The organism is Clostridium sp. HCP1S3_C6 (assembly GCF_052066735.1).
Lineage (GTDB): Bacteria > Bacillota > Clostridia > Clostridiales > Clostridiaceae > Clostridium.
In genome coordinates, this window is sequence record NZ_JBQHRN010000005.1 from 1 (window position 1) to 26,724 (window position 26,724).

General features: G+C 25.8%; 28 protein-coding genes. All 28 read left to right on the forward strand.

Annotated elements, in window-relative coordinates:
* Positions 1-826: 826 nt before the first annotated feature.
* The 28 genes from flgM to rfbF all read left to right on the forward strand — a co-directional run bounded on the left by flgM (position 827) and on the right by rfbF (position 26,611).
* Positions 827-1,102 (forward strand): flagellar biosynthesis anti-sigma factor FlgM, encoded by a 276-nt coding sequence (gene flgM / locus ACTNAO_RS02865; protein ID WP_441025721.1) that lies wholly within the window; start codon positions 827-829, stop codon positions 1,100-1,102.
* Positions 1,102-1,509, forward strand: coding sequence for a flagellar export chaperone FlgN (gene flgN / locus ACTNAO_RS02870; protein WP_441025723.1), 408 nt, complete (start codon positions 1,102-1,104; stop codon positions 1,507-1,509). Before flgM ends, flgN begins: the two co-directional genes overlap by 1 nt.
* A 31-nt stretch (positions 1,510-1,540) precedes the next feature.
* Complete coding sequence (gene flgK, locus ACTNAO_RS02875) at positions 1,541-3,373, forward strand: flagellar hook-associated protein FlgK (protein WP_441025725.1); 1,833 nt, start codon at positions 1,541-1,543, stop codon at positions 3,371-3,373.
* Positions 3,374-3,401: 28 nt separating this feature from the next.
* Positions 3,402-4,412 carry a flagellar hook-associated protein FlgL gene (gene flgL / locus ACTNAO_RS02880; protein ID WP_441025726.1) on the forward strand — a complete coding sequence of 337 codons (1,011 nt, stop codon included), beginning with the start codon at positions 3,402-3,404 and terminating at the stop codon, positions 4,410-4,412.
* Positions 4,413-4,435: 23 nt separating this feature from the next.
* Positions 4,436-4,825: a flagellar assembly protein FliW gene (gene fliW / locus ACTNAO_RS02885; protein WP_441025728.1), complete on the forward strand. Its 390-nt coding sequence runs from the start codon at positions 4,436-4,438 to the stop codon at positions 4,823-4,825.
* Entirely contained in the window at positions 4,826-5,068 is a 243-nt protein-coding gene (locus ACTNAO_RS02890; RefSeq protein ID WP_441025730.1) for a carbon storage regulator, read from the forward strand.
* 90 nt (positions 5,069-5,158) lie between these two features.
* Complete coding sequence (locus ACTNAO_RS02895; RefSeq protein WP_441025732.1) at positions 5,159-5,557, forward strand: flagellar protein FlaG; 399 nt, start codon at positions 5,159-5,161, stop codon at positions 5,555-5,557.
* 1 nt (position 5,558) lies between these two features.
* Positions 5,559-5,840 carry a hypothetical protein gene (locus ACTNAO_RS02900; RefSeq protein ID WP_441025734.1) on the forward strand — a complete coding sequence of 94 codons (282 nt, stop codon included), beginning with the start codon at positions 5,559-5,561 and terminating at the stop codon, positions 5,838-5,840.
* A 12-nt stretch (positions 5,841-5,852) separates the two neighbouring features.
* Complete coding sequence (fliS, locus tag ACTNAO_RS02905; protein ID WP_441025736.1) at positions 5,853-6,239, forward strand: flagellar export chaperone FliS; 387 nt, start codon at positions 5,853-5,855, stop codon at positions 6,237-6,239.
* Between the two features lie 43 nt (positions 6,240-6,282).
* Entirely contained in the window at positions 6,283-8,217 is a 1,935-nt protein-coding gene (fliD, locus tag ACTNAO_RS02910) for a flagellar filament capping protein FliD (protein WP_441025738.1), read from the forward strand.
* Positions 8,218-8,219: 2 nt separating this feature from the next.
* Positions 8,220-8,561 carry a hypothetical protein gene (locus tag ACTNAO_RS02915; RefSeq protein WP_441025739.1) on the forward strand — a complete coding sequence of 114 codons (342 nt, stop codon included), beginning with the start codon at positions 8,220-8,222 and terminating at the stop codon, positions 8,559-8,561.
* A 236-nt stretch (positions 8,562-8,797) separates the two neighbouring features.
* Positions 8,798-9,685 (forward strand): NAD-dependent epimerase/dehydratase family protein, encoded by an 888-nt coding sequence (locus tag ACTNAO_RS02920; RefSeq protein WP_441025741.1) that lies wholly within the window; start codon positions 8,798-8,800, stop codon positions 9,683-9,685.
* 24 nt (positions 9,686-9,709) lie between these two features.
* On the forward strand, positions 9,710-10,750 hold the full coding sequence (locus ACTNAO_RS02925) for a sugar phosphate nucleotidyltransferase (protein ID WP_441025743.1): 1,041 nt from the start codon (positions 9,710-9,712) through the stop codon (positions 10,748-10,750).
* Between the two features lie 11 nt (positions 10,751-10,761).
* Positions 10,762-11,385, forward strand: a complete 624-nt coding sequence (locus ACTNAO_RS02930; RefSeq protein ID WP_441025745.1) for an acetyltransferase — start codon at positions 10,762-10,764, stop codon at positions 11,383-11,385.
* Positions 11,386-11,388: 3 nt separating this feature from the next.
* Complete coding sequence (gene neuB / locus ACTNAO_RS02935) at positions 11,389-12,387, forward strand: N-acetylneuraminate synthase (RefSeq protein ID WP_441025747.1); 999 nt, start codon at positions 11,389-11,391, stop codon at positions 12,385-12,387.
* Complete coding sequence (neuC, locus tag ACTNAO_RS02940) at positions 12,384-13,553, forward strand: UDP-N-acetylglucosamine 2-epimerase (protein ID WP_441025749.1); 1,170 nt, start codon at positions 12,384-12,386, stop codon at positions 13,551-13,553. The genes neuB and neuC overlap by 4 nt, the downstream gene beginning before the upstream one ends.
* A 28-nt stretch (positions 13,554-13,581) precedes the next feature.
* Positions 13,582-14,451, forward strand: coding sequence for a formyltransferase family protein (locus ACTNAO_RS02945; RefSeq protein ID WP_441025961.1), 870 nt, complete (start codon positions 13,582-13,584; stop codon positions 14,449-14,451).
* Positions 14,448-15,107 carry a PIG-L deacetylase family protein gene (locus ACTNAO_RS02950; RefSeq protein ID WP_441025751.1) on the forward strand — a complete coding sequence of 220 codons (660 nt, stop codon included), beginning with the start codon at positions 14,448-14,450 and terminating at the stop codon, positions 15,105-15,107. Before ACTNAO_RS02945 ends, ACTNAO_RS02950 begins: the two co-directional genes overlap by 4 nt.
* Positions 15,108-15,122: 15 nt before the next feature.
* Positions 15,123-16,904, forward strand: coding sequence for a thiamine pyrophosphate-binding protein (locus ACTNAO_RS02955; protein WP_441025753.1), 1,782 nt, complete (start codon positions 15,123-15,125; stop codon positions 16,902-16,904).
* A 13-nt stretch (positions 16,905-16,917) separates the two neighbouring features.
* The gene (locus ACTNAO_RS02960; RefSeq protein ID WP_441025755.1) at positions 16,918-18,333 is read left to right on the forward strand and encodes a nucleotide sugar dehydrogenase; all 1,416 of its coding nucleotides are present in this window, start codon (positions 16,918-16,920) and stop codon (positions 18,331-18,333) included.
* 11 nt (positions 18,334-18,344) lie between these two features.
* Positions 18,345-19,340, forward strand: a complete 996-nt coding sequence (locus tag ACTNAO_RS02965; RefSeq protein ID WP_441025757.1) for an NAD-dependent epimerase/dehydratase family protein — start codon at positions 18,345-18,347, stop codon at positions 19,338-19,340.
* Positions 19,337-20,521 carry a LegC family aminotransferase gene (locus ACTNAO_RS02970; RefSeq protein WP_441025759.1) on the forward strand — a complete coding sequence of 395 codons (1,185 nt, stop codon included), beginning with the start codon at positions 19,337-19,339 and terminating at the stop codon, positions 20,519-20,521. The genes ACTNAO_RS02965 and ACTNAO_RS02970 overlap by 4 nt, the downstream gene beginning before the upstream one ends.
* Entirely contained in the window at positions 20,484-21,446 is a 963-nt protein-coding gene (locus tag ACTNAO_RS02975) for a radical SAM/SPASM domain-containing protein (RefSeq protein WP_441025761.1), read from the forward strand. Before ACTNAO_RS02970 ends, ACTNAO_RS02975 begins: the two co-directional genes overlap by 38 nt.
* 160 nt (positions 21,447-21,606) lie before the next feature.
* Positions 21,607-22,761, forward strand: coding sequence for an adenylyl-sulfate kinase (locus ACTNAO_RS02980; RefSeq protein WP_441025763.1), 1,155 nt, complete (start codon positions 21,607-21,609; stop codon positions 22,759-22,761).
* Positions 22,762-22,787: 26 nt separating this feature from the next.
* Positions 22,788-24,581, forward strand: a complete 1,794-nt coding sequence (locus ACTNAO_RS02985; protein WP_441025765.1) for a hypothetical protein — start codon at positions 22,788-22,790, stop codon at positions 24,579-24,581.
* Positions 24,582-24,586: 5 nt separating this feature from the next.
* Positions 24,587-24,757, forward strand: coding sequence for a hypothetical protein (locus ACTNAO_RS02990; protein ID WP_441025767.1), 171 nt, complete (start codon positions 24,587-24,589; stop codon positions 24,755-24,757).
* A complete protein-coding gene (locus tag ACTNAO_RS02995) occupies positions 24,754-25,668 on the forward strand; it encodes a hypothetical protein (protein ID WP_441025769.1) in 915 nt (304 codons plus the stop codon). Before ACTNAO_RS02990 ends, ACTNAO_RS02995 begins: the two co-directional genes overlap by 4 nt.
* A gap of 169 nt (positions 25,669-25,837) precedes the next feature.
* Complete coding sequence (gene rfbF / locus ACTNAO_RS03000; RefSeq protein ID WP_441025771.1) at positions 25,838-26,611, forward strand: glucose-1-phosphate cytidylyltransferase; 774 nt, start codon at positions 25,838-25,840, stop codon at positions 26,609-26,611.
* Positions 26,612-26,724: the final 113 nt, after the last annotated feature.

Sequence of the window (26,724 nt, forward strand, 5' to 3'; positions counted from 1 at the left end):
CGCTTACACTAAATCCTATATAAAACCTAATTATGCTAATGCTTTGGGTTTAGCTATATCAATTCTTAATTATCTCCTATGGAGATTGGCTTTTAAGCATAGCAAAAAAGCCACTTAATTATTAATTCTTAATTTCAGAGCTAGATTTGCAGCTTAATTAAAACTTCAACGCTTACACTAAATCCTATATAAAACCTAATTATGCTAATGCTTTGGGTTTAGCTATATCAATTCTTAATTATCTCCTATGGAGATTGGCTTTTAAGCATAGCAAAAAAGCTACTTAATTATTAATTCTTAATTTCGTAGCTAAAATTGCAGCTTAATTAAAACTTTAACGCTTACACTAAATCCTATGTAAAACCTAATTATGCTAATGCTTTGGGTTTAGCTATAGCAATTCTTAATTATCTCCTATGGAGATTGGCTTTTAAGCATAGCAAAAAAGCCACTTAATTATTAATTCTTAATTTCAGAGCTAAATTTGTAGTCTAATTAAAATATCAAAGCCAAGAATTTAATAAAAAAAGTAAAGTAAATTAAAATTAAGCCGATAATAAAATATCAAAATAATAAATAAATAATATAATTGTGGGGGATTATTGAAAATATGGAATATAAATTCCAATATTGTTAATAGTTCTTTATTTTTTGTTCAAAAAAACAAAATATTTTTTAAAAGGAGGTAATTAAGTAATAGAGCTAAAGTAAAGGTTGTCAATACAATAAGTGTTAACAAATTTTAAAAAAATATATTAAAAAACTATAAACTTTTTTAAAATGCTTCCGATAATATAAGTAAGATAGTAGAATGGAGGTAATTAATATGAAAATAAACGGTATAAATTCAATTAATGTTATAAATAATTATAAAGGAAATACAGAAAAAATAAGAAAGGCTAATAATGCAGCTGATATTAAAGATGTTATAGAAATATCAGAAGCAGGAAAAACTTTAAATACTTATGGAAGTGATCCAATTAGAGATAATTCAAAGAGAATTGAAGAATTAAAAGAACAAATAAAAAATGGCACATACAATGTAGATCCAATGGAAACTGCAAGAAGTATGGTTAAATTTATGGGAGATAATGAATTTTAATGATGACAATAAAGGAAATTATTATTAAAGAGAAAGAAGAACTTAATAATTTATTAGGACTTTTAGAGAAACAACATGCCATGGTTTTAGCAAAGGATGTTTTTGGATTAGAGGCTTTAGTAGATGAAATTAAAGCAGCTAATAAAGGTGTTGCATCCATGGAAATGGAAAGAAGAAAAATAGCAGGAACTAAAAGTATGTCTTTATTAGTTAAAGAGAGCGGTGATGAAGAAACTGATAGGGAGTTTAGAGAGGTAAAAAAACTTTTAGAAGCTATAAAGTTACAGAAGGAAACAAACGAATTATTAATTAAGCAGAGAATGAGTTATAATAACCAAATTTTAAGTATAATTAATCCTAGCAGAGAAGTAAAAACATATAATTCATATGGCAATTTAAGAAAATAAGGATTATTTAAGGTATAAAGGAGAGAGAATTATGACAGGGTTATTTGGTACATTTAATATATCAAAAAGAGGATTAAATGTTTCACAAGCAAATATCAATGTAACAGCACATAATATTTCAAATGCAAGTACAGATGGATATTCAAGACAAAGAACCAATGTAGTTGCATCAAGAGCACAAACAGTAATAGGATCTGCAGGTCAGGTTGGAACTGGTGCAGAAGTTGAAACAATATCAAGAATAAGAGATACATTTATAGATTATCAATATAGAAATGAAAATAGTGCTCTTGCTAGAAATCAGGTTAGGAGCAATTTTTTATATGAAGTAGAATCAGTATTTAATGAACCATCAGATACTGGTCTTTCTACTATGATGGGAAGTTTTTTTGACTCATTTCAAGAACTTTCAAAATATGCAAATAGTTCAAATACAAGAACTGTAGCTATTCAAAGGGCATCAACTCTTGCAGATGCTATTAATGCAACATACAAGAGCTTGAATGAATTAAAAGAAAATGCTCAAAATGAACTTCAAAGTAATGTAAAAACAATAAATACTTATTTAGATCAAATAAATGAACTTAATAAGCAAATTAGGCAAATATCAGTACAAGGGCAGGAACCTAATGATTTACTTGATAAAAGAGATTCCATTATAGATAAGTTAAGTAATCAATTTAATCTTATAGTAACAAATGATTCTTATAATGGTATAAGTATTGCACCAGCTGATTCATCTGGTATGGTATATCCTAATATGATAAATTCAGATCCAAATGATCAGGGAGCAAGACTTTCATATATATCAAGTGTTACTCAAAATGACGATGGAACATACAAGGTAACATATTATAAATATGGTGATTCTGTAGATGCAAAAAATACAACTTTTGTAAACGTAAATATGACTGCAGAACAAGCAAAAACATTAGAAGCTAATAAAGTTATATGGGCAGATGGAAATGGACAGCTTGTTGGAGCTGATGGATATCCTATAAGAGAAGGAGAAACTATTAAATTTAATCATCTTAAAACATTTGTACCAACAAAGGGTGAAATATCAGGAAATATTTCAATTCAGGCAGATATAAATAATTATATTGATCAATTAAATCAAATGGCAAGGGCTTTAGCTTATTCTGTTAACTCAGTTCACAAAGGTAGCATAGATGCTATAAATGATGAACAACCATTATTTGTAAACAAAGATTATGCTCATTATGATAATAATGATAATTTGCAACAAGAATATTGGAAAACCAAAAAAGATGTTACAAGAAAAGATAATAGTGGTAATGACATTACAGTTAAAGTTAATTTAGCAGAATCAGAAATTAATGCATCCAACATATCTGTAAATAAAGAACTTATAAAAGATCCTATGAAGCTTAATGCAAGTACAATAATAACAGATGAAAATGTACCAAATTCTGCAGCTAGTGATCCTAATTCTGGTGAAGGTGATGGTAAGAGAGCATTAGCTATAGCACAGCTTAGAGATGCACTTATGAATATTCAACTTTGTGGTGATTACACATCTAGGGAGCAGCTTATTGAGGGATTTACAGATAACACTAATTTAAGTATAAAGCAAAGCTCATCAGGTATGACAGTTACAGATTATTATAAAGATATAATTGATAAATTAGGAATACAGGCACAGGAAGCCAATAGACTTACAGCTAATCAAAAAAGTATGGTTTCTGAATATGAAAACAGCAGAGCTGGAGTATCTGGTGTATCAATAGATGAAGAAATGACCAATTTAATAGCTGCACAACATGCATATGCTGCCAATGCAAAGGTAGTATCAACAGTAGATGAACTTTTAGATGTAGTTGTAAATGGACTTAAGAAATAATTTATGAGAATAAGGAAGTGGTATAAAAATGGGATCATTTATTAGTGGAAGAGTTACAACATCAATGCTTACTAATAATTATTTAGATGGTATGAATAAGAACTTATCAAATTTGCAGACTATAAATAATCAACTAACAACAGGTAAGGAAATATCAAGACCTTCTGATAATCCTTATAAAGTTGCAAGAACTATGCAGCTTTATTCTAGTATTGATGCAAATAAACAATATAATGAAAATATAAAAGATACATTAAACTGGCTTGATACTACTGATACAGCATTAGGACAAGTTACTACAGTTTTTCAAAGAATAAGAGAACTTATGGTATCTGCAGGTAATGCGGCTTATGGAACTCAGGAAAGAGAAAGTATTAATAATGAAGTTAAGGAAAGAGTAGGGGAACTTGGTCAGATACTTAATACTACATTTGATGGAAGATACATATTTGGAGGTACAAAAGTAGCTTCAAAACCTATAAATGTTGATAAAGAGGCAGCAGATGGACAAATTTTAAAGTATTCAGATAAAAATGGTAATCCAGTAAAATATGATGATTTAAATAAGGAATTAAAATCTCAACTTGGTGCAAATCTTACAACAGAAGTATCTCAGGGAGTTACTATAGATTACAATGTTACTGCACAAGCATTAATGCAATTTCAAGACGGTAATGAAAGTATTGATGCAATGAAACTTTTAAGTAATATAGTTTCAAACTTAGGGGCTGATGAATCAACTGCAGATGGAAAGAAAAAAGTTGATGAAGTTACTACAAACAATTTATCTGATATAGATAAAGTAATTAATAATTTATTAAAAATAAGATCAGAAGTTGGTGCAAAGCAGAATAGAATGGAATCTGCCCAAAGCCAAAATGAAGATTCAAATTATAATATGACAGATATTTTGTCAAAAACAGAAGATATAGACTGGACACAAAAGACAATAGAATATTATATGGCAAGAACAGTATATCAGGCGTCACTTCAAGTAAGTGCACAAATTCTTCCAGCAACTCTTCTTGATTATTTATAAAAAATTCTAATTAATTGGGAGAAATGAAAATGAAGATATGTTTTAAAAAGGGAATTTTAGGATTTGATTATTGTAAAAATTTTGAACTTATAGATATAGATAAAGAAAGTATATTTAAATTATTAAAATCACAAGAGGAAAAGGAATTTCAATTGGTAGTTGTATCTCCTTTTGATATAGAAGAAGATTATGAAGTAGATATTCCAGATAGTGTAACTAAAGAGCTTAATATAAAATCTCATGAAGATGTACTTATATTAACTACTGTTACAGTTAATTCTGATCCTAAAAAAATAACAACAAATCTTAGGGCACCTATTATAATAAACTTGAAAAATAACAACGCAGAGCAGATAATATTATCTAGTGAGAAATATAAAATAAAACATCCAATTATGAAGGAGAGAAATTAAATGCTTGTTATTGCTAGAAAAGAAGGTCAATCATTTTTAATAGGTGATGATATAGAAGTTACAGTTATTAAACAGCTTGATGGTACAGTTAAGCTTGGAATTAATGCACCAAAAGATAAAGTTATTTTAAGAAAAGAATTAATTGATGAAGTAAAAAATGAAAATAAAATGGCACAAACTCAAACTACAGATTTAAGTGCATTAAAGGCTTTCAATGGGTTAAAAAAACATAAAAATTCATAAAAATTTACAAATTAAATATATTTTATAGAAAGTTTTAGCATTATAATAAAATTGTAAAAAATTATTATGTAGTATTAAGAGGTGATTTGTATGAAGGTTATGAGTCAGGGAGGACAGGTTAACCTAAATAATCCTGTTAAAACTTCAGAATTATTTAAAGAATCAGATAGTGTAAAAAATGTAAAAACAAATGATAACAATTTATCTGTAGACATACAAAACAAGGATGTAGAAAATGAAAAATGTAAAAGTGATGGCAATAGTATCAATAAGAAGGAACTAGAAAAAGCACTGCAAAAATTAAATGGTTTTCTTTCTGATGAAAAGGCACATGCTTCTTTATCATATCATGATAAAACCAATAGACTTATGGTAACAGTATATGATAAAGATGATAATGTTGTTATGGAAATTCCATCAAAAAAGGTACTTGACATGATAGCAAAAATGTCTGACCTTTTAGGAGTATCAGTAGATAAGAAGGCATAATATGTATAAGCTTAATTTAACAGAAGTTGAACTTAGAAAGAAAACTGTTGATGAAACTAAAGATCATGTGGTTCACACAAAAAACAATGTAGTTATTGACAATAATACAAAGGACAATAGTAAAAAAGAAAGTTATGAAAAAAGTAAAGTAGTAGAAAAGAAAAGCCAAAGATATATAACAGTTGATGCAGTGAAATCAGAAAAGATGCAAATTAAAGCTAAAAGAGACAGTGATTTTGCAGGAGAAGAAATAATAGGTACCTTCATTGATAAGCTAAAGTAGGAGGTAAATAGAATGCAAAATGGTTATAATGTATATAAAAATAATACAGTAAATTATGCTTCAAAGGAGCAGCTTTTATTAATGCTTGTAGATGGAGCAGTAAAATATGCAAAAAGAGCAGAACTTGCTATAGAAAAAAAAGATGTTAAAACAGCTCATGACAATTTAATAAGAACACAGGATATATTTACAGAGCTTATGGTAACATTAAACCAGGATGCTGGACTTTGGGCAAAACAGCTTTATAAAGTATATGATTTTATAAAAGCAAAATTAGTAGAAGCAAATTTAAAAAAAGATATAAATGTACTAAGAGAGGTATTACCACTTATAGAAAATGTAAGAGATTTATGGCATGAAACATATGATAAGGCAAAGGCGTCAGGGCATTTGAAATAAATTGTTTATAAAATTATATTAGAATTTAAGGAGAGTGATTATTATGGCAACTAGTGCAAATAGAATTACAGGTATTGCAACAGGTCTTGATATTGATTCTATAGTAAAATCATCAATGCAAGCTTATCAAAATAAAATTGATAAGCAAAAAAAACAAAAATCATTAGCTGAAATAAAACAACAACTTTATAGAGATGTAATAACAGAAGGAAGAGATTTTTATGATAAATATTGTGATTTAGCTAAATCAGGTAACCTTTTATCATCTTCATCTTATTCAACTGTTAAATTTACATCAAGTGATGAATTTTCAATTACTGCAACAGGTGGAGCTGATGCTGTTAAGGGAAATTATAAAGTCACTGTAAAGGAAGCTGGTTCTAAAGCAAAAACATCTATAAGTGATTTATCTGGAGATATTAAAATAACAGTTGGTGGTAAGGAAGTATTTATTCAAGGTAGCGAACTTACTGGTAGTAATAAAGAAAAGGCAAAGGTATTGTCAAATAAATTAAGTGCTTATGGCTTAAAAGCATATGTATCTGATTTTGATTCCAAGGAAGGTACAAAGGATGCTGGCAATATTATAATTGAAGCTAATGAAGTAGGAGCAGAATATGATTTTACAATAGAAAAAGGAACATATAAACCTGAAAAAAATCCAGAAAAATTTACTTTAGATAATTCAACTAAAAAAAGTGTTAAGGATGAATCTTTCGGTATAGATGATTTGTTGAATGATGATTCAAAATACTTGCAATTTACAAATTTTGAAAATAAAGATAGAATAATAGAATCAAGAACATTAAAGTCTTCTATAAAATCAATAGAAGATAAAATTGCAAAAGCAAATGAAGAATTAGGGAAATTAACTGATGATAGTGAAAAAGAAGCCAAAAAACAAGAAATTGAACAATTAGAAAAGGAAAAGGTTAATGAACTATCATCTACAATAAATTCATCATTAAAAGAAATTGGATTAAAAGCTGAAATATCAACAGATTCTGATGGTAAGACTAGTATTAAAATTTCAGATAAAAATAGTGTTGGAAATGACTTTAGTTATTGCTATGGAAAAATTGGACCTAATTTTGAAACAGATGATACAATAAAAAATACTGTTGATGGTAAAAAAGCAAAAGTAATAATAGAAGGTCCACATGGGACAAAAACAATTGAGGATGCAAGAAATAAAATTACATTAGATGGTGTTACCTTTGATATATCATCAGCAAAAACTGGCGATTCAGTTACTGTTTCTGGTAAAACAGACACTAAAGAAATAAAAGACAAAATTGTTAACATGGTTAATGATTACAATAAATATATGACAAAGCTTAATACACTTCTTACTGAAAAGAAATATAGAGATTACGAACCTCTTACAGATGAACAAAAGAAGGAAATGAAAGATACTGAAATTGAAGCATGGGAAAAGAAGGTTAAATCTGGTCAGTTAAGAGGTGATAGTGACCTTAGAAGAATTCAAAATAGTATGAAATTAGCTATGACAAGCTTTGTATCTGGAGCTGGAATAACTTTAAGTGATATTGGAATAACACAAGTATCAGATTATGGTTCAACAAAAGATGGTTTAATGACAATTGATGAAGATAAATTAACATCTGCTCTTGAAAATAATTCTGAAGAAGTTATGAAATTATTTACCCAAAAAGGTGATACAGATGGAACTACTGGAATTATGTACAGAATGAAGGATGTTCTTAATACAGAAGTTGTATCTACTACAAAATCAGCTCTTATTAATAAAGCTGGTATAGAAGGAACTACATCATTTACTCAAAGTACATTATCTAAGCTTATATCAGAATATGAAAAGAAAATTGATGAACTTCAAGACTGGTATGATGATAAAGAACAAGCTCTTTATACTAAATGGGCAAATATAGAAACTTTAATGAATAATTATAATTCTCAATCTTCTTACTTAACTTCAATGTTTAGTAGTGGTTCATGATTATGAATGATATAAATTTATTAAAAGAATCATTTGAAAAATATAAACAAATGACAAAAAATATGATTGAAAGTTTTAATAAGGATGTTGATATTGATGATATGTTTAAAGAAAGACAAGTTTTACTTGAAAAGATAAATAATATAAATATTCCAGGTAGTGAAAAGAAAAAAATATATGAAACTATGGAGATAGATAAATTAGACAAAAAACTTGGTGAAACTATTAAAACATCTTTAAATAAGGTAAAAGAAGATATAAAAATTAATAGGTTAAGAAGAAGTACAACTAATGCATATAATAATGTATTAAGACAACAAAATTTATTTTCAAGAAGAGTTTAATAAAAAAGCTGGCAAGTATAAAAATATATTTGCTGGCTTTTTATAATTAAAAATGTATAATATATTAATAATTTTACTAATATTAAATAAAATGAAAAGATTTTTATAATGTATTAACATATAGTTAAAAGAAAGTTAACAAATGTTATTTGGTGTTAATTTATAATATTATTATATGATAGAATAATAGAAAATGATTATATGCAATTTAGAAAGTATATGTTAGGAAAAGAAAAATGAGAATAAAAAAAATATTATTATTAGGTGGCAGTGGTTTTATAGGAAGAAATTTAAATGAATATTTAAATAAAAAATATGAAATAGATATGCCAAGTAGCAAAGAATTAGATTTAACAGATGAAAAAGAAGTTGATTTATATTTTAAAGATAAATATTATGATGTTGTAGTAAATTGTGCTGTATTTAATTATGGTAAACATAAAAATTTAGATGCAAAAAATACATTAGAAAATTCATTAAAAATGTATTTTAATGTGGAAAAAAATAATAGTCATTATGGAAAAATGCTTTATACAGGTTCTGGAGCTGAATATGATAAAAGATATGATATAAAAGGCGTTACAGAAGAACAATTTGGAATGTCTATTCCTAATGATCAATATGGTTTTGCTAAATATATAATAAATAGTCATATTGAAAAAAGTGATAAAAATTATAATTTAAGATTATTTGGTATATATGGTAAGTATGAACAATGGGAAACTAAGTTTATATCAAATGTTTGTTGCAAAGTTATAAAAGATTTGCCTATTTCAATAAGGCAAAATGTTTATTTTGATTATTTGTATATAGATGATTTTTGTAGGATTATTGAATGGTTTATTAATAATACTCCTAAGTATAAATCATATAATGTAGTCTCAGGGGAAAAGGTATCATTACAAGAAATTGCAAATAATATAGTTAAAATAGCTCATAAGAATTTACCTATTATTGTATGTAAAGAAGGTTTAGCAAAGGAATATACTGCAAGTAATGAAAGATTACTTAAAGAATTAAATCATTTTGAATTTACTGATAAATTAGAGGCTTATAGCAAATTATATAAGTGGTATAAAAACAATGAAAATATTATTGATATGTATTCTTTGTTATATCAATAAGCAAGATATGAGAAGGTGTTAAAAATGGATATGGAGGAATTCTTGATTGGCGAGGATGTGGCAATAAAAGATGTTCTATTACATATTAAGAATTGTGAAGAAAAAATGTTATTTGTTGTTAAGGATAGAAAGCTATTAGCAAGTATTGAATATAATAACGTAAAAGAATATTTAATTAATGGTGGAGATATTAATAAATCCATTTTCAATATTGCTAATTACAATCCTATATTTATAAATGAAAGAGATATAAAAAATGCTCAAAATATTATGAAAAAAGAAAAAATTAGATTATTACCTGTAATTAACTTTAATAATGAAATTACTTTGTTAATATCAAATAACCAAAAAATATATTCTTCTGGTGAAAAAATATCTATTCCAGTTGTTATAATGTCAGGTGGCTTAGGAACTAGATTATATCCATATACTAAAATTCTTCCAAAGCCATTAATACCAATTAATGATAAACCAATAATAGAGCATATTATGAATAGATTTTATAATGCTGGATGTATTCAACATTATTTAATAGTAAATCATAAAAAGAATATGATTAAAGCATATCTTGATTGTGTAGATAGAAAATATAGTGTTAATTACATTGAAGAAGAATTACCCTTAGGAACAGGTGGAGGGTTATCTTTACTTAAAAATAAAATTGAAGGAGATTTCTTTTTTAGCAATTGTGATATTATAATAGATTCTAACTATATTGATATGTACAAGTATCATAAGGAAAATAAAAATATTATTACAATAATTGCATCAAAGAAAAAAGTAACTATTCCATATGGTGTTGTTAAAACTAATAATTCTAATAATTATATAGAAATGGAGGAAAAACCTAGTTATAATTTTTTAATAAATACAGGATTGTATATAGTTAATAGTAAAGTATTAGGAGGGCTTAATGATAATGAAAAAATAGACTTTCCTACTATAATTGAAAAATGTAAAATCAATGGTGATAAAATTGGAGTATATATAATTGAAGAAAAAGCATTTTTAGATATGGGACAAATTAATGAATTAGAAAATATGAAAAAAATATTTGAGATGTAAGAAGGTAAGAAATGGAAGATATTGTTTTGTTTGGTGCAGGAGGTCATTGTATAAGTGTAATTGATACATTAAAAGAAAATGGCAAGTATAATATTAGAGGAATTATAGATAATAATATAACTAAAAATGTTAATATTGATTTTCCTATAATAGGAAGTGATAAGGATGCAAAAAAAATATTTGACATGAATATTAAATATGCATTTATATGTATAGCTGATTATAAAATAAGAATTAAATTAGCAAAGTATTTAAAAAATATAGGATTTTTATTTCCCAAAGTTATAGATAAAACAGCAGTCGTTTCTAAGGATTCTATTGTTATGGATGGAACATTTATAGGAAAATATGCAGTTATTAATAGTAAATCTATAGTAAAAAGCCAAAGTATTATTAATACATGTGCAGTAGTAGAACATGAATGTAAAATTGATGAATATGTTCATATTGCACCAGGAAGTATCATTTGTGGTGGAGTTAGTATTGGAAAGGGTACATTTGTTGGAGCAGGAACAACAATTTTACCAAATATAAATATAGGATGTAATTCTATAATAGGTGCAGGAAGTGTTGTAAATAAGAATATATTGGATAACAGGAAAGGTTATGGTATCCCATATAAGGAGGTGAATTAAAAAATGAATAAAACATTAATTATAGCTGAAGCTGGAGTAAATCATAATGGAAACATTGAAATAGCAAAAAAACTAGTTGATGTAGCAAAGGATTCAGGAGCTGATATAGTTAAATTTCAAACATTTAAGACTAATGATGTAGTTTGTAAAAATATGAAGAAAGCAGATTATCAAAAAGAAACTTCAGGAAGCAAAGAATCCCAATATGAGATGTTAAAAAAATTAGAATTAAGCTATGATATGCATATAGAACTTATTGAATATTGTAAGAAAAAAAATATTGAGCTTTTATCAACTCCTTTTGATATAAAAAGCATAGAATTTTTAGATAAATTAGGATTTAATACATTAAAAATTCCATCAGGAGAAATAACTAATTATCCATATTTGAAAAAAATAGGGGAATCACATAAGAATGTAATATTATCTACAGGTATGAGTACTTTAGAAGAAATAAGACAAGCTGTAAATATATTAAAGAAATATGGAACTAAAAATATATCAATACTTCATTGTAATACAGAATATCCTACTCCTATGAAAGATGTAAATTTAAAAGCTATAAATACTATAAAAAATGAATTTAAAGTTAAAGTAGGTTATTCTGATCATACAGAAGGAATAGAAGTACCTATAGCTGCAGTAGCAATGGGAGCTGAAATAATAGAGAAACATTTTACATTAGATAAGAATATGGAGGGACCAGATCACAAAGCGAGTTTAGAACCTTATGAATTAAAGTCAATGGTAAAATCTATAAGAAATATAGAATTAGCTATGGGAAATGGAATAAAAGAACCTTCATCTTCTGAAAAAAAGAATATTAATATTGTAAGAAAGTTTATAGTAGCCAATAAAAACATAAAAAAAGGTCAAGTATTTACAGAAGAAAATTTAACAACTAAAAGATCAGGATTTGGTATTTCACCTATGGAATGGGTAAATGTAATTGGGAAAAAAGCTAATAAAGATTATGTAGAAGATGAGGTAATTACTTTATGAAGAAAAAGATATGCGTAGTAACAGGAACAAGAGCAGAATATGGAATACTCAAACCACTTCTTAGAAAAATAAAATTAGATGATGAATTACAATTGCAATTAGTTGTTACAGGTATGCATTTATCACCAGAATTTGGTTTGACATACAAACAAATTGAAAAAGATGGATTTTATATTGATGATAAAGTGGAAATGTTGTTAAGTTCTGATACATCAGTAGGTATATCAAAATCAATGGGATTAGCAATGATAAGTTTTTCAGAAGTATTAAATAGATTAAAGCCTGATTTGTTAGTTATATTAGGTGATAGATATGAGATGTTATCTGTTGCAGCAACTGCAATGGTAGCAAGGATACCAATTGCTCATATTCATGGTGGTGAAAAAACAGAAGGATTAATAGATGAAGCTATAAGACATTCTATTACCAAAATGAGTTATCTTCATTTTACTAGTACGGAAGAATATAAAAATAGAGTTATACAGTTAGGAGAAAATCCTAATAGAGTATTTAATGTTGGTGCCATGGGAGTTGAAGAAATCCTTAATACTGATTTTTTAACTAAAGAAGAATTAGAAAAAGAATTAGATTTTAAACTTGATAAGAAAACTGCTTTAGTTACATTTCATCCTGTTACGTTGGAAGAAAATACATCTAAAAAAGAATTTGAAAATATATTAGATGCTTTAGATTATTTTGAAAATTTAAAAGTTATTTTTACAAAAGCAAATTCTGATACTGATGGAAGAATAATAAACAAGATGATTGATGAATATGTTATAAAAAATCCTAAAAAGGCTAAGGCGTTTACATCTCTTGGTCAACTTAAATATTATAGTGCTATTAAATATTCAGATTTTGTATTAGGTAATTCATCTAGTGGTATTTTAGAAGTGCCTACATTTAAAAAGCCAACTATAAATATAGGAGATAGACAAAAAGGGAGGATACAAGCTAAAACAGTTATTAATTGTAATCCACAAAAAGAAGAAATTATTAAAAGCATTAACATTGTGCTGTCTGAAAATTTCAAAAAAGAAGTTTATAATGTTATAAACCCATATGGTAATGGTGAAACTTCTAATAAAATATTAGTTGAAATTAAAAAATATTTTAACAACACAATTTTTCAAAATATAAAAAAGGAATTTTATGACTTACTATAAGGTGGTGTTTTAAATTAAAATTTTATTTATTGGATGCACTGAATCATCAAAAATATTATTAAATTCTTTGTTGAAAAAAAACAAAAATATAATAGCAGTTATTACAAAAAGAAATTCAAGTTTTAATTCTGATTTTTATGATTTAAATAATATTTGTATAAAAAAAAATATTAAATGCTTTTATACTAATGATGTTAATAATTTTGATACTATTTCATTTATAAGGGATAATAGACCTGATTTAATATATTGTTTTGGTTGGTCTCAGTTAATAAAAAAGGAACTTCTTAATATTCCTAAAATTGCTACAGTTGGATTTCATCCAGCTAAATTGCCTAGTAATAGAGGAAGGCATCCTTTAATTTGGGCACTTGTTCTTGGATTGAAAAAAACAGCTTCTACATTTTTTATAATGGATGAAGGCGCAGATAGTGGAGATATTATATCTCAGGAAGATATTGATATTGAATATGAAGATAACGCAAGAACATTATATGATAAAGTGATGAATATAGCTAAAAGACAAGTTATAGATATAACTAATAGATTTGAAACTAACAATTTAGTAAAAATTAGGCAAAGTAATAAAAAATATAATGTATGGAGAAAGAGAAATAAAATTGATGGCCAAATTGATTGGAGGATGAGTAGTTGCTCTATTTATAATTTAGTTAGGGCATTGTATAAACCATATGTTGGAGCTCATTTTGTGTATAAAGGCAAAGAATATAAAGTGTGGAAGTGTAGGATAATCGATGGAAGTAAATATAAAAATATAGAATATGGAAAGGTAATCAAAAATGATAAAGGTAGAATTATAGTAAAAACGAGCGATGATTTAATACAAATTGTTGAAGGGGATAAGATAAAAGTTAAAGAAGGTGAGTATTTATTATGAATGTATTAGTTGTTTCGCCTCATCCAGATGATGAAACTCTAGGAGCTGGTGGTACTTTATTAAAATATAAAGCTCAAAGAAAAAATATATATTGGCTTATTATTAGTAATATTGAGGAAAAATATGGTTATAGTAAGGAACAGGTAGAAAGAAGAAATAATGAAATAAAGAAAGTAAGCGAATTGTATGATTTTACTAAAGTATATAATTTAAAATTATTTCCTGCTAAATTAGATAGTTATGATGATAATGAAATAATAAGTAAGGTTTCTAATGTTATAAAAGAAGTAAAACCTGAAGAAATAATTTTGCCTTATAGAAATGATGTACATTCTGATCATAAAAAGGTCTTTGATTGTGTTTACTCGTGTACTAAGGTTTTTAGATATAACTTTATAAAAAAAATATTGGAAATGGAAATACTATCAGAAACTGATTTTGCCAATACACAATATGGATATGTTCCTGATTATTTTGTAGATATAAGCAATTATTTTGATAAAAAAGTACAAATAATTAAGGAATATAAATCTGAAATTGGCAAGCATCCTTATCCAAGAAGTGTTGAAGGCATAGAAGCATTGGCAAAAATTAGAGGAATTGCAGCTGGAGTAAAATATGCAGAAGCTTTTAAGGTGGTAAAAATAATAGAGTAGTAAGAGGAACAAAAAATGAAGAAGAGAGTTGCAGATATTATATTTAATATATTGGTAGATAATGGAATTTACGATTGTTTTGGTGTTGTAGGTGGAGGAGCAATGCATTTAGATAATGCATTAGCTTTAAACAATAAAATAAATAAATATTTTAATCATCATGAGCAAGCATCTGCTATGGCAGCAGAGAGTTATGCAAGATTAAATGGTAGAATGGCAGCAGTATGTGTTACAGCAGGACCTGGTGGTACCAATACTTTAACAGGAGTTATGGGGGCATGGCAAGATAGTATACCCATGATAGTAATATCTGGGCAAGTTAGATATGAAACAACAATAGAAAATAGTGGCTTAAAGTTAAGGTATAGGGGGTTGCAAGAATTTGACATAATAAACTCAGTTAAAAATATGACTAAATATGCTGTTATGATAAATGATCCATTAAGCATAAAAAGAGAAGTGCAAAAGGCAATTGATATTGCAATGGATGGTAGAAGAGGACCTGTTTGGATAGATGTACCTCTTGATGTACAAAGTGCAATAGTAGAAGAAAGTGAATTATATTCTACTGTAAAAATTAAGAGTTTGGAAGTTGTTCCAAACGATAATGAAATAGATGAAATAAATAATATTATAAAAAAAGCTAAGAGACCATGTATATTGGCAGGATCAGGGATAAGAAGTAGCAATTCTATGAGTGAATTTTTGAAATTCTTAGAAATTGTTAAGATTCCTATAGTAGGTGGCTCATGGGTTGCTGATATTTTATATCATGAACATGATTTATATTATGGATTATGTGGTAATGTTGGACCTAGAACAGGAAATTTTATAATACAAAATGCAGATGTAATATTAGTTCTTGGTAATAGCCTTGGATTTAGACAAACAGGATTTAATCAAAAAGCTTTTGCACCAAAGTCAAAGATTATTATGGTTGATATTGATGAAAACGAATCAAAAAAACCTGGACTTAATATTTATAGATATGTAAAATGTGATTTGAAAAAATTCTTTAAAAAGTATGAATATAGTCAATTAATAGAAGCACCTAATAAATGGATTAGTTATTGTGAAAATTTAAATAAAAGATTTTCTAGATTTGAAGGGGCAGAAGGAATTAATATGAATGATAGAGTATCATCATATTATTTTTGGAAGAAATTTATGAAATATGAACCAGATGATAGTATTTTAGCTTTAGGAAATAATACAGCTAATACAGCAAAACTTCAAATAGGAACTAATAAAAAAAATCAAAGAGTATTAACTAATTATACATGTGGATCAATGGGATATGATTTACCAGCAGCTATAGGTGCTGCAGTAGCATCTAATAAAGAAGTTTTTTGTATTACAGGTGATGGAAGTATTATGATGAATTTACAAGAACTTCAGACAATTAAATATTATGATTTGAAAATAAAAATAATAGTCTTTTCAAATGATGGATATGGAGCAATAAGACAAACATGTAAAAATTTCTTTAATGGAAAATATATAGGATGTACTAAAGATACAGGAGTTAGTTTCCCTAATTTAGAAAAAGTAGCAGATACATTTGATTTTAAATATTTAAGTTGCAATACTAATAATGAAGTTGAAGAAAGCATAAGAAAATTAATGGAAATTAATGAAAGATGTATTTTAGAAATAAAACAAAGATATGATGATCCTGTTACACCTAAAGTTATGTCAAGAATAAAAGAGGATGGAACTTTTGAAACACCTTCTTTAGAAGATATGTATCCGTTTTTAGATAAAGAAGAATTAGATAAATTAATGATAAGTAACTAGAAGGGTGAAGAGAATGAAAACTATAAATTATCCAATAAAATTTGATAAAAATAAGAAAGTTGTATGTATACAAGGACTAGGTTTTGTAGGGGCAGCTATGGCTTTAGCAGTGGCAAATGCAAAAGATTCTAATAATAATAATTTATACAATGTAATTGGTATAGATATTGATAATAAAAGTGGAAATAATAAGGTGAACTCATTAAATAGTGGCAGATTTCCTTTTGAAAATTCTGATAAAAAAATAGAAAGTGTACAGAAAGAGGTTTATAAGAGAGGTAATTTATTTGCTACTACAAATGAAAAATATTTTAATTTAGCTGATATTGTAATAATAGATATAAATTTAGATATTAATTATGATATTAATGATGAACCATTTTTAAATTTATCAGCATTTAAAGATGCTATAAAAACTATTGGAAAAAATATAAAAAATGATACATTAGTAATAGTAGAAACAACAGTACCACCTGGTACATGCGAAAAAATAGTAAAGCCTATATTAAGTAAAGAATTAAAAAAAAGAGGTATGAGTGATAATGTGTTAATTGCACATTCATATGAAAGAATTATGCCAGGAGATAAATATTTTGATTCTATTGTAAATTATTGGAGAGTATTTTCTGCAACATCAAAAGTAGCAGAAGATATGTGTGAAAATTTTTTAAAAACAATAATTAATACAGATAAATATCCTTTAACTAAATTAAAGAGCACAACTGCTTCAGAGACTGCTAAGGTATTGGAAAATTCTTATAGAGCTATGAATATTGCATTTATGGAAGAATGGGGAAGATTTGCAGAAAATGTTGGTATTGATATGTTTGAAATAGTTGAGGCCATAAGAAAAAGACCTACTCATAGCAATATAATGCAGCCAGGATTTGGAGTAGGGGGATATTGTTTGACTAAGGATCCTTATTTTGCTAAGTTAGCAAGTAAAGATATATTTAAAATAGATGGAATGGAATTTCCTTTTTGTACTGAAGCGGTAAAAGTTAATAATAATATGCCTTTAGTTACATTAGATAAAATAAAAAAGTATTTTAATGGTAATATAAAAGACAAAAAGATTTTGTTGTTAGGTGTTAGTTATAGGCAAGATGTTGGAGATACAAGACATTCACCATCTGAAATATTTGTTAGAAATGCAATAAAGCAAGGTGCAAAAGTTGAATATCAAGATCCATTAGTAAGTTATTGGAGTGAAATGGAATGTGATGTGATGCAGGAAATACCAGATGCGGACAAGTATGATGTTGTTGTTTTTGCTGTACAACATAAGATATATAAGAATTTAAATATTAGTAAGTGGTTAAAAAATAAAAACATATTAATTTTAGATTCTAATAATGTACTAACTGAAAAACAAATTGATGATATAAAAAATAATAATTTTAAATTAATGTGTATAGGTAGAGGATAAAGGAGTAAGTTATGAAGAAAAAAATATTAATAACAGGTGGAGCTGGTTTTATAGGTTATCATTTAGCAAAAAAATTAGCAAATGATGATTACAATGTTACAATATTAGATAATTTTCAAAGAGGAGTTAAAGATGAATTCTTAATTAATTTAAATCAAAAGAACAATGTAAAAATAATTAATGTTGACTTATGTAATGAAATAAATATTAAGGAAATAGGATTAGATTATGATTTAATATTTCATTTTGCAGCAATAATTGGTGTCCAAAATGTATTAAAAGTGCCATGTGAAGTTTTAACTAAAAATATAGTTATGTTAATTAATATGATTAATTTTGCTAAACATCAAAAAGCATTAAGAAGATTTGTATTTACATCAACAAGTGAGGTATATTCTGGAACATTAAAATATTTTGGAATGAAAATACCTACACCAGAATATACTCCTCTTACAGTAAATGATTTAAAGCATCCAAGAACATCATATATGCTTTCAAAGATATATGGAGAAGCAATTTTAAGACAATCTAAAATACCATTTACAATAGTAAGACCTCATAATATATATGGACCTAGAATGGGGATGTCTCATGTAATACCTGAGTTGTTAAATAAGGCTAGAAAATTAAATGATGGAGAAAATTTGGAGGTATTTTCTGTTAATCATAAAAGAACTTTTTGTTATATAGATGATGCAATAAATATGATAAAGTTATTATCAGAAAGTGATGGCGCGATTAATGAAGAATTTAATGTTGGAAATGAATATCCGGAAATAACAATTAAGGAATTGGCAGAAAATATTATAAATATTGTTGGAAAAAAACTTATAATAACACCGTTAGAAGATACAGTTAATTCCCCTAAAAGAAGATGTCCAGATATGAAAAAAACAACTGATTGTATTAACTATAAAGGAAAAATATCATTACAAGAAGGAGTTAAAAAAACTTATGAATGGTATAAGAAAAATATTTTTTTAGGAAATAAGGTGTGTGAAAAATGATTAATTTAGCTATACCCAACTTATCTGGAAATGAAAAAAAATATTTAGATGAATGTATTGATTCAACATTTGTATCTTCTGTAGGACCATTTGTAAATAAATTTGAAGAACTTGTTAGTATTAAATCTGGTGCAAAATATTCTGTTGCTACATCTGCTGGTACTACTGCATTACATGTATCATTAATTGCAGTAGGAGTAAAAACAGATGAATTGGTTATAATACCAGCTTTTACGTTTATAGCTACTGCAAATGCTGTTTCACATTGTGGTGCTAGACCTTGGTGTATGGATATAAATAAAGATACATGGACATTAGATCCTAAAATATTAGCAAAAGAATTAAAAGACAATACAGAAATAATTGATGGAAAGGTTATACATAAAAAAAGTAAAAAAAGAGTAGCAGCAATAATGCCTGTTTATACATTGGGGAATGTAGCTGATATGGATGAGATAAATAAGATTGCATCAATGTATAAATTACCTGTAGTTGCAGATGCAGCAGCTGCAATTGGAGCAAAATATAAGGGACAAGATATAGGAAAACTTGCAGATGTAACTTGCTTTTCATTTAATGGTAATAAGACCATTACATGTGGTGGTGGTGGCATGGCTGTCAGTAATAATAAAGAGTTAATAGGCAAAATAAGACATTTATCTACTACAGCTAGAGTTTCAAAAGAATATGATCATGATATGGTTGGATATAATTATAGAATGACTAATATTCAAGCAGCAGTAGGATGTGCACAAATAGAAAGATTAGATGAATTTGTGGCAAAAAAAAGAGAAATAAGGCATTATTATAATGAAGTATTTAAAAATTTAGGGAGTATAGAAACTTTTAAAGAACCTAGTTATGGAAAAAGTTCATGCTGGTTTTCTGGAATAGTATTAAAAAATGGAACTCATGAAACTATACTAAATATATGTGATAAACTTGCTCAAAATAATATAGAAGCAAGGAGTTTTTGGAAACCAGTATATATGCAAAAACCCTATAAGGAATGTTTAAAATCAGATATGAGTATAACAGATTGGATGTGGAGTAAGATAATAACATTGCCTTGTTCTACTAATATAGGTAATTATGAATTAAAGTATATAAGGGATAAATTAGTAAATATTTTGGAGGATAGTTATGAATGTGAGAGAAGAAAAAAAGAACAAAAGGCATAAATTAGCAGAAGTTGTACCATTAGAGCAACCATATGTTATTATGATAGATCCAGTAGGAGCAATTTGTAATTTTAAGTGTAATTTTTGTCCTTGTAACAATTCAACATATAAGAAAGAATTACGTCAACACATAATGTCATTAGATATGTTTGAAAAAGTAATAGAGGATATTTCTAAATTCCCAAATAAAATAAAAGCAATAGATTTATACGGTTTTGGAGAACCATTATTGAATAGAAATCTTCCAATTATGATAAAAAAACTAAAGGAAAAGAATATATGTGAAAAAATAAGAATTACTACAAATGCATCTTTATTGACGCATGAATTAAGTGAAAAGTTAGTGGAATCAGGACTTGATTATATGAAAATATCTTTAGAAGGGTTGAGAAAAGAAGATTATTTAAATCTTTGTGAATATAATATAGATTTTGATAAATTTATTGAAAATATAAAATATTTGTATTCCATTAGTAGAGAAAAGATGGAAATAGGAATTAAAATTGTTTCTACATCATTAAAAAATGAAGAAGATAAAATATTATTTTTAAATAAATTTACTCCTATATCAGATTATACTTTTATTGAAGATATTCAAGATATATGGGCTGAATTTCATGAAATTAAAGATGTAAAACGAATTCAAAATAAAAATCATATATGTTCATATCCATTTACACATATGATTATACATTCAAATGGTGATATTGGTATTTGTTGTTTTGATTGGAAGCATGGTACATCTTATATGAATGTGAATAATGTTAGTGTGGTAGATGCTTGGAATTCTAAAGAATTAAAAGAAATAAGATTAAAACATTTGAGAAAGCAGAGAAAAAAGATCAATTATTGCAATAATTGTACAAAAGTTGGTTTTGATAATATTGATGATGATGTACAAGAAATTATAAATAAAATATTATAAATTAATAATAACATTATTAAACAAAATATAGAATTTAATTTTATGCTTGTAGTAAGCAATAAGAGGCTTGTAAGCAGATTTTTGAAATTTTATTGCATATCTTTTTTTTGGAAACAATGTAATATCTTTGCGCTAATTTGAATTATTATGGAGGAATGTTATGAGAAAAGGTTTTTTGTATTGGATAACTGGTTTATCTGGATCAGGGAAAACAACAATAGGAAATATTCTGTATTATAAATTAAAACAAAAATTAATTAATACTGTAATATTGGATGGTGACATATTAAAAGGACTTAATGAAAGTAGTGTAGGATATACATATACAGATAGAAAAAATAGGGCAAGATTGTATTCGAATATATGTAAAATACTTGTAGATCAAGGAATAAATGTTATTATATGTACAATTGCTATGTTTGATGACATAAGAGATTGGAATAGAGAAAATATAGATAAGTATATTGAAGTATTTCTTGACGTTGATATGAACACTTTAAAAAAACGAAATAAAAAAGAATTATATTCTGGAAAAAATCAAAAGAATGTAGCTGGGTTAGATGTAAAGGTAGAGTTTCCTAAGAATCCTGATATAATTATAAAAAATGATGGAAGATATACAGTTGAGGAGTGTGTTGATACAATAATGAAATATCCTTGCAAAAAATCAAAGCAAGTAGTTAATGATGTTGATTATTGGAATAATTTTTATAAAAGTAATAATTATGAAATTGCAAAACAAAGTAGTTTTGCAAATTATATTTTAAAGTACACTGAAAAAAATAAAAAATTAATTGACTTAGGATGTGGCAATGGAAGAGACAGTAAGTTTTTTGCTAGTAAAGGTATAAAAGTTTATGGAGTAGATTCGTCTGAATGGACAATAAATAAGTTAAATAGTGATAATATAGGTAAAAATTGTATATTTATATGCGATGATTTCGTAAGTTCAAAAAATTTATTTTTACAAAAATACGATTATTGCTATAGTAGGTTTACTTTACATGCAATAAATGAAAAACAAGAAAATGAACTTTTATTTAATATAAAAAAAGCATTAAATAAAAATGGTTACTTTTTTGTGGAGGCTAGAACAATTAATGATGAAATATATGGAAAGGGAAGAAAAATTGGAAGGAATGAATATATTTATGAAGATCATTATCGTAGATTCATTAATGTAAAAGAATTCAAAGAAAAGATAGAATCTGTTGATGGATTAAAAATTATAGAATTAGATGAGAATAAGGGATATTCAAAATTAGGAAAATCTGATCCTACGTTAATGAGATGTATAATAAAGAGGGTGTATTAGATTAAAAAATGAAGGGAATGAGATAGTTGGATTATGATAAGGAATTAGAAAGAGCCATTAAGGAAAGCAATATAGATATATATGAAAGAAAAATACAAAAAGAATTTGATATTGATAATAATAATATTAATAAATTAATTATTGAAATATGGAAGAAAACATCTGCTAAAAAGGTTGCAATAGCCACTGCTGGATTAACAACTACTGAGGTGTTAAAAATTTTGGATGGAAATTTAGATAATTTAGTATGTATAATAGATAAATATAATAATGGATACAAGTTAAATGGATATGATGTAATTAGTTATGATGATATAGACAAGTATGATATTGAAATTGTATTCAATCCTTCTATAGGCAATACAAAAGAGATAAAAGAGGAATTAGGCAGGTTAATAAAAAATTGTAGATTTGTGACTTTAAAGGATGAATTGAAAGTTAGAGGTTGTGATTTTATAGAAAATTATATTAATGAAAGTTTAAATTATAAATATTTAAAATTGAACTATGTATATGTTAAATATAATGAATTAAAATCAGAAAAGTATTTAACCAGTTTAATTTATAATTATTTAAAAATTAGAGATATATATAATGCATTAAAATTTATTAATTTATATATAAATAAATCATATAATAACATAATTAATATTATTAATTTAAAAAAACAAATAGAAAATATAGTATATTGCATTAAGGAAGATTTTTGTAAGAAAAATAAAGAATATAATACTAAATTCATTTTTATTTGTGATTCATTAAGATATAAAGATGTATTTAAATTAGGCAAAATGGATAAATTAAAAAAAAGAGCAGAAAGAGGAATAATAATTAAAAATGCTTTCACTCATGTTCCATATACTACAGGAAGTTTGTTGACATTGTTTACAGGAAAAAAATACTTAGACGATGGTATATATAACATAAGTACTTTACCAGATAATATAGAAATATTTAAAGAAGTGGATAGGTTAAATTATGATTTTAAGTATTTAGGATGTAGAACAAGACTATTTTCTAATAAATATAGTATCAATAATACTAATACTAATATGAGTCAAATTATGTGGCTTGGTTTATGTAATGCGTTAAAAAGTCAAAAGAATACGTTATATTGTTTGCATTTTATGGAGTCTCATAGTCCATATTTTTCAGGTAAAAATAGAAAAAAATTGGTGGAAATTGCTCCATATTGGTTAACTAATGTTGATGATGCAAAAATTGAAGAAGAACAAAACATTGATTCTCTAAAGTATATGGACGAACAAATTGATTTTTTCATGAACCTTATAGGAGATGAATCACAAGTTATTTTGTTTTCAGATCATGGTAGCATAATTCAGAATGATAAAATTACCAATCAAGATAATTTTTATTGCGACGATTATATAAGAATACCTTATGTGATTTTAAATTCTCCATTAAATTATTTGTATAATAATTTTTTTAGTCATTTAGATACAAAGAATTTAATTATTAATTTTATTAGAAATAAAAATTTATTTGATGGAATAGATACAAGAAAATATATAGAAGTAAATAGAGATTTTACATATAACGATCATTTCCTAAATGTTACTAAACAAAATGGAAAATTAGATCTTGGTAGGGCATTTAAATGTTTTAGAAATCAAAACTATAAATTAATAAAATTTTATGATGGAACAAAAAAATATTATAATGTGCCAGAAGAAAAAGAATTAGAAGGTTCTTCAATTGAAAAATTTAAAGAAATAGAAAGCAAATTTAATTTGAATTTTCCAAAGTGGGATTCTGAAAAATACAAAATTGCAAAGAAATTTTATAATATTGGAGAATGATTATATTGAAAAAAAGAATGAAGAAAATAAATTGCATAATATATGGTTTAAGTACTGCAAGACAGTCAATTGAAGAAAATTTACGTGATTCAATTAATATAATAGGTTATAGTGATAGCTTTAAAAAATTGTCACAATACAATTTAAAAAATTTTATGTACCAAAAGAACTTTTGAATGTTAAATTTGATGTATTAATAATAGTTATTGATGGTGACAAAGAAAATATAGAAGTTAAAAATAAGCTAATAAATTTAGGTATTGATGAAAAAAAAATAATTACTATGTATGAATATAAGAAATATTACTTAAATATATTAAAAAAAAGTAACAATATTACTAATTTGGGTTCAAATATTAATATAAATGGGCTTGTGTTTGGAATATCATATGCACAAGCTGGAATAATACCTAAATTAATAGATAAAGATGTGTATAATTTAGCGCTTGGTTCCCAAGATCTGTTTTATAATTATCAACAATTAAACAGAGTTTTAGAACAATATAAAGAAGAAATAAAAAAATTAAAGTTTGTTATTTTAGATATGTACACATATACATACTTTAATTATGATTTGTCCTTAAGCAAGAATGCTGTTTCGTTTATTTATAGTAATGGATTTGATAATGTAACTAATAATTTAAAATATAATAAAAATTTTAGCATTGTTGAAGTTGAAGAAATAAAAAAAGAATTATCATTTAAAAAAATAGAATTACTAGAAAATATTATAGATATCAAAAAAATTATTAGAAGAGATAAAACATATTTTTTTAATGAAGATGAACGTAACAAAGTAATAAATGAAAGTGAATTATTGTTTTTTAAAAACAAAAATTGTTATGGATTAAGTAATATTGAAAAAAATATTTATAGTGAGACTGAAAAAACAAATATAAAAATATTTGAAAGTTTCATACATGATATTAAAAAAATAAATAATGATATTAAGATTTATTTAGTATTAATACCAAGATATAAGCTAGTTGAAGATGCTAATAAAGAACATAAAAAAATTTGGAAAGATAGATTTTACAATATTTTAAATCAAATTAAAAAAAATATGATTTTAAAATTATTGATTTAAAAGATTGTAATGAAATAAAAAATAATAGTAATTTCTATTTTGATTTAGAACATTTAAATTATAATGGAGCAGTAAAATTCACACAAATATTAAAAAACACTTAAATTAGAATTTTAATATAAATTTTTTTTGAAAGATAAATAATAAAAATTACTTTTTGGAGGCAATTATGAAACTTGTAATATTTGCAGGAGGGTATGGTACAAGACTTGGTGATATAGCTAAACTTACTCCAAAACCTATGGTCGAGATAGGTGGTAAGCCTATTATATGGCACATAATGAAGATATATTCTCAATATGGAATTAAAGATTTTATTATATGTTTGGGATATAAAGGAAATGTAATAAAAAATTATTTTTTAAATTATAAAACTATAGCAAATGATTTTACCATAGATTATTCAAATGACAGTATAGAATTTCTTAATAACTATGCAGAAACTGATTGGAAAGTTACTTTGGTCAATACTGGATATGAGACTTTGAAGGGCGGTAGATTAAAAAAAATTGAAAATTATTTAGATGATGATATAAATCTTCTTACATATGGGGATGGTGTATCTGATATAGATATAAAAAAACTAATTGATTTTCATAAAAGCAGTGACAAAATTGTAACAATATCTGGAGTTCATCCACCTGCAAGATTTGGTGAACTCAAATTTAATGGTAATGACTTAAAATCTTTTGAAGAAAAAACACAAGTTTCTCAAGGATATATAAATGGTGGCTTTATGGTTTTTAATAAAGAATTATTAAAATATTTAACAACAGATGATAATTGTGATCTTGAATATGGAACTTTTGAAAAATTAGCAAGTGAAGGAAAGTTAGGAGTATATAAACATGAAGGACTATGGTCTTGCATGGATACTGAAAGAGATATTAGTAGATTAAATGAACTTTGGAAGCAAGGTAAAGCTTTTTGGAAAAATTGGTAAAGAAAAATTTTTAAATTATATATTTTTCAAAAAAACTATAAAGTTATTTGTTATGTAAACGATAATAATAGTGTAAGGTTAAAGAATAATTTATAAATTGTTTATTGAATAAA

Coding starts and splice junctions, on each gene's coding strand:
- neuC (WP_441025749.1), top strand. CDS start 12,384: ATGAAGAAAAAGATATGCGTAGTAACAGGAACAAGAGCAGAATATGGA.
- fliS (WP_441025736.1), top strand. CDS start 5,853: ATGCAAAATGGTTATAATGTATATAAAAATAATACAGTAAATTATGCT.
- ACTNAO_RS02930 (WP_441025745.1), top strand. CDS start 10,762: ATGGAAGATATTGTTTTGTTTGGTGCAGGAGGTCATTGTATAAGTGTA.
- ACTNAO_RS02975 (WP_441025761.1), top strand. CDS start 20,484: ATGAATGTGAGAGAAGAAAAAAAGAACAAAAGGCATAAATTAGCAGAA.
- ACTNAO_RS02950 (WP_441025751.1), top strand. CDS start 14,448: ATGAATGTATTAGTTGTTTCGCCTCATCCAGATGATGAAACTCTAGGA.
- flgN (WP_441025723.1), top strand. CDS start 1,102: ATGATGACAATAAAGGAAATTATTATTAAAGAGAAAGAAGAACTTAAT.
- ACTNAO_RS02970 (WP_441025759.1), top strand. CDS start 19,337: ATGATTAATTTAGCTATACCCAACTTATCTGGAAATGAAAAAAAATAT.
- ACTNAO_RS02915 (WP_441025739.1), top strand. CDS start 8,220: ATGAATGATATAAATTTATTAAAAGAATCATTTGAAAAATATAAACAA.
- ACTNAO_RS02895 (WP_441025732.1), top strand. CDS start 5,159: ATGAAGGTTATGAGTCAGGGAGGACAGGTTAACCTAAATAATCCTGTT.
- ACTNAO_RS02900 (WP_441025734.1), top strand. CDS start 5,559: ATGTATAAGCTTAATTTAACAGAAGTTGAACTTAGAAAGAAAACTGTT.
- fliW (WP_441025728.1), top strand. CDS start 4,436: ATGAAAATGAAGATATGTTTTAAAAAGGGAATTTTAGGATTTGATTAT.
- ACTNAO_RS02960 (WP_441025755.1), top strand. CDS start 16,918: ATGAAAACTATAAATTATCCAATAAAATTTGATAAAAATAAGAAAGTT.
- ACTNAO_RS02925 (WP_441025743.1), top strand. CDS start 9,710: ATGGATATGGAGGAATTCTTGATTGGCGAGGATGTGGCAATAAAAGAT.
- ACTNAO_RS02955 (WP_441025753.1), top strand. CDS start 15,123: ATGAAGAAGAGAGTTGCAGATATTATATTTAATATATTGGTAGATAAT.
- neuB (WP_441025747.1), top strand. CDS start 11,389: ATGAATAAAACATTAATTATAGCTGAAGCTGGAGTAAATCATAATGGA.
- flgL (WP_441025726.1), top strand. CDS start 3,402: ATGGGATCATTTATTAGTGGAAGAGTTACAACATCAATGCTTACTAAT.
- fliD (WP_441025738.1), top strand. CDS start 6,283: ATGGCAACTAGTGCAAATAGAATTACAGGTATTGCAACAGGTCTTGAT.
- ACTNAO_RS02890 (WP_441025730.1), top strand. CDS start 4,826: ATGCTTGTTATTGCTAGAAAAGAAGGTCAATCATTTTTAATAGGTGAT.
- rfbF (WP_441025771.1), top strand. CDS start 25,838: ATGAAACTTGTAATATTTGCAGGAGGGTATGGTACAAGACTTGGTGAT.
- ACTNAO_RS02980 (WP_441025763.1), top strand. CDS start 21,607: ATGAGAAAAGGTTTTTTGTATTGGATAACTGGTTTATCTGGATCAGGG.
- ACTNAO_RS02920 (WP_441025741.1), top strand. CDS start 8,798: ATGAGAATAAAAAAAATATTATTATTAGGTGGCAGTGGTTTTATAGGA.
- flgK (WP_441025725.1), top strand. CDS start 1,541: ATGACAGGGTTATTTGGTACATTTAATATATCAAAAAGAGGATTAAAT.
- flgM (WP_441025721.1), top strand. CDS start 827: ATGAAAATAAACGGTATAAATTCAATTAATGTTATAAATAATTATAAA.
- ACTNAO_RS02965 (WP_441025757.1), top strand. CDS start 18,345: ATGAAGAAAAAAATATTAATAACAGGTGGAGCTGGTTTTATAGGTTAT.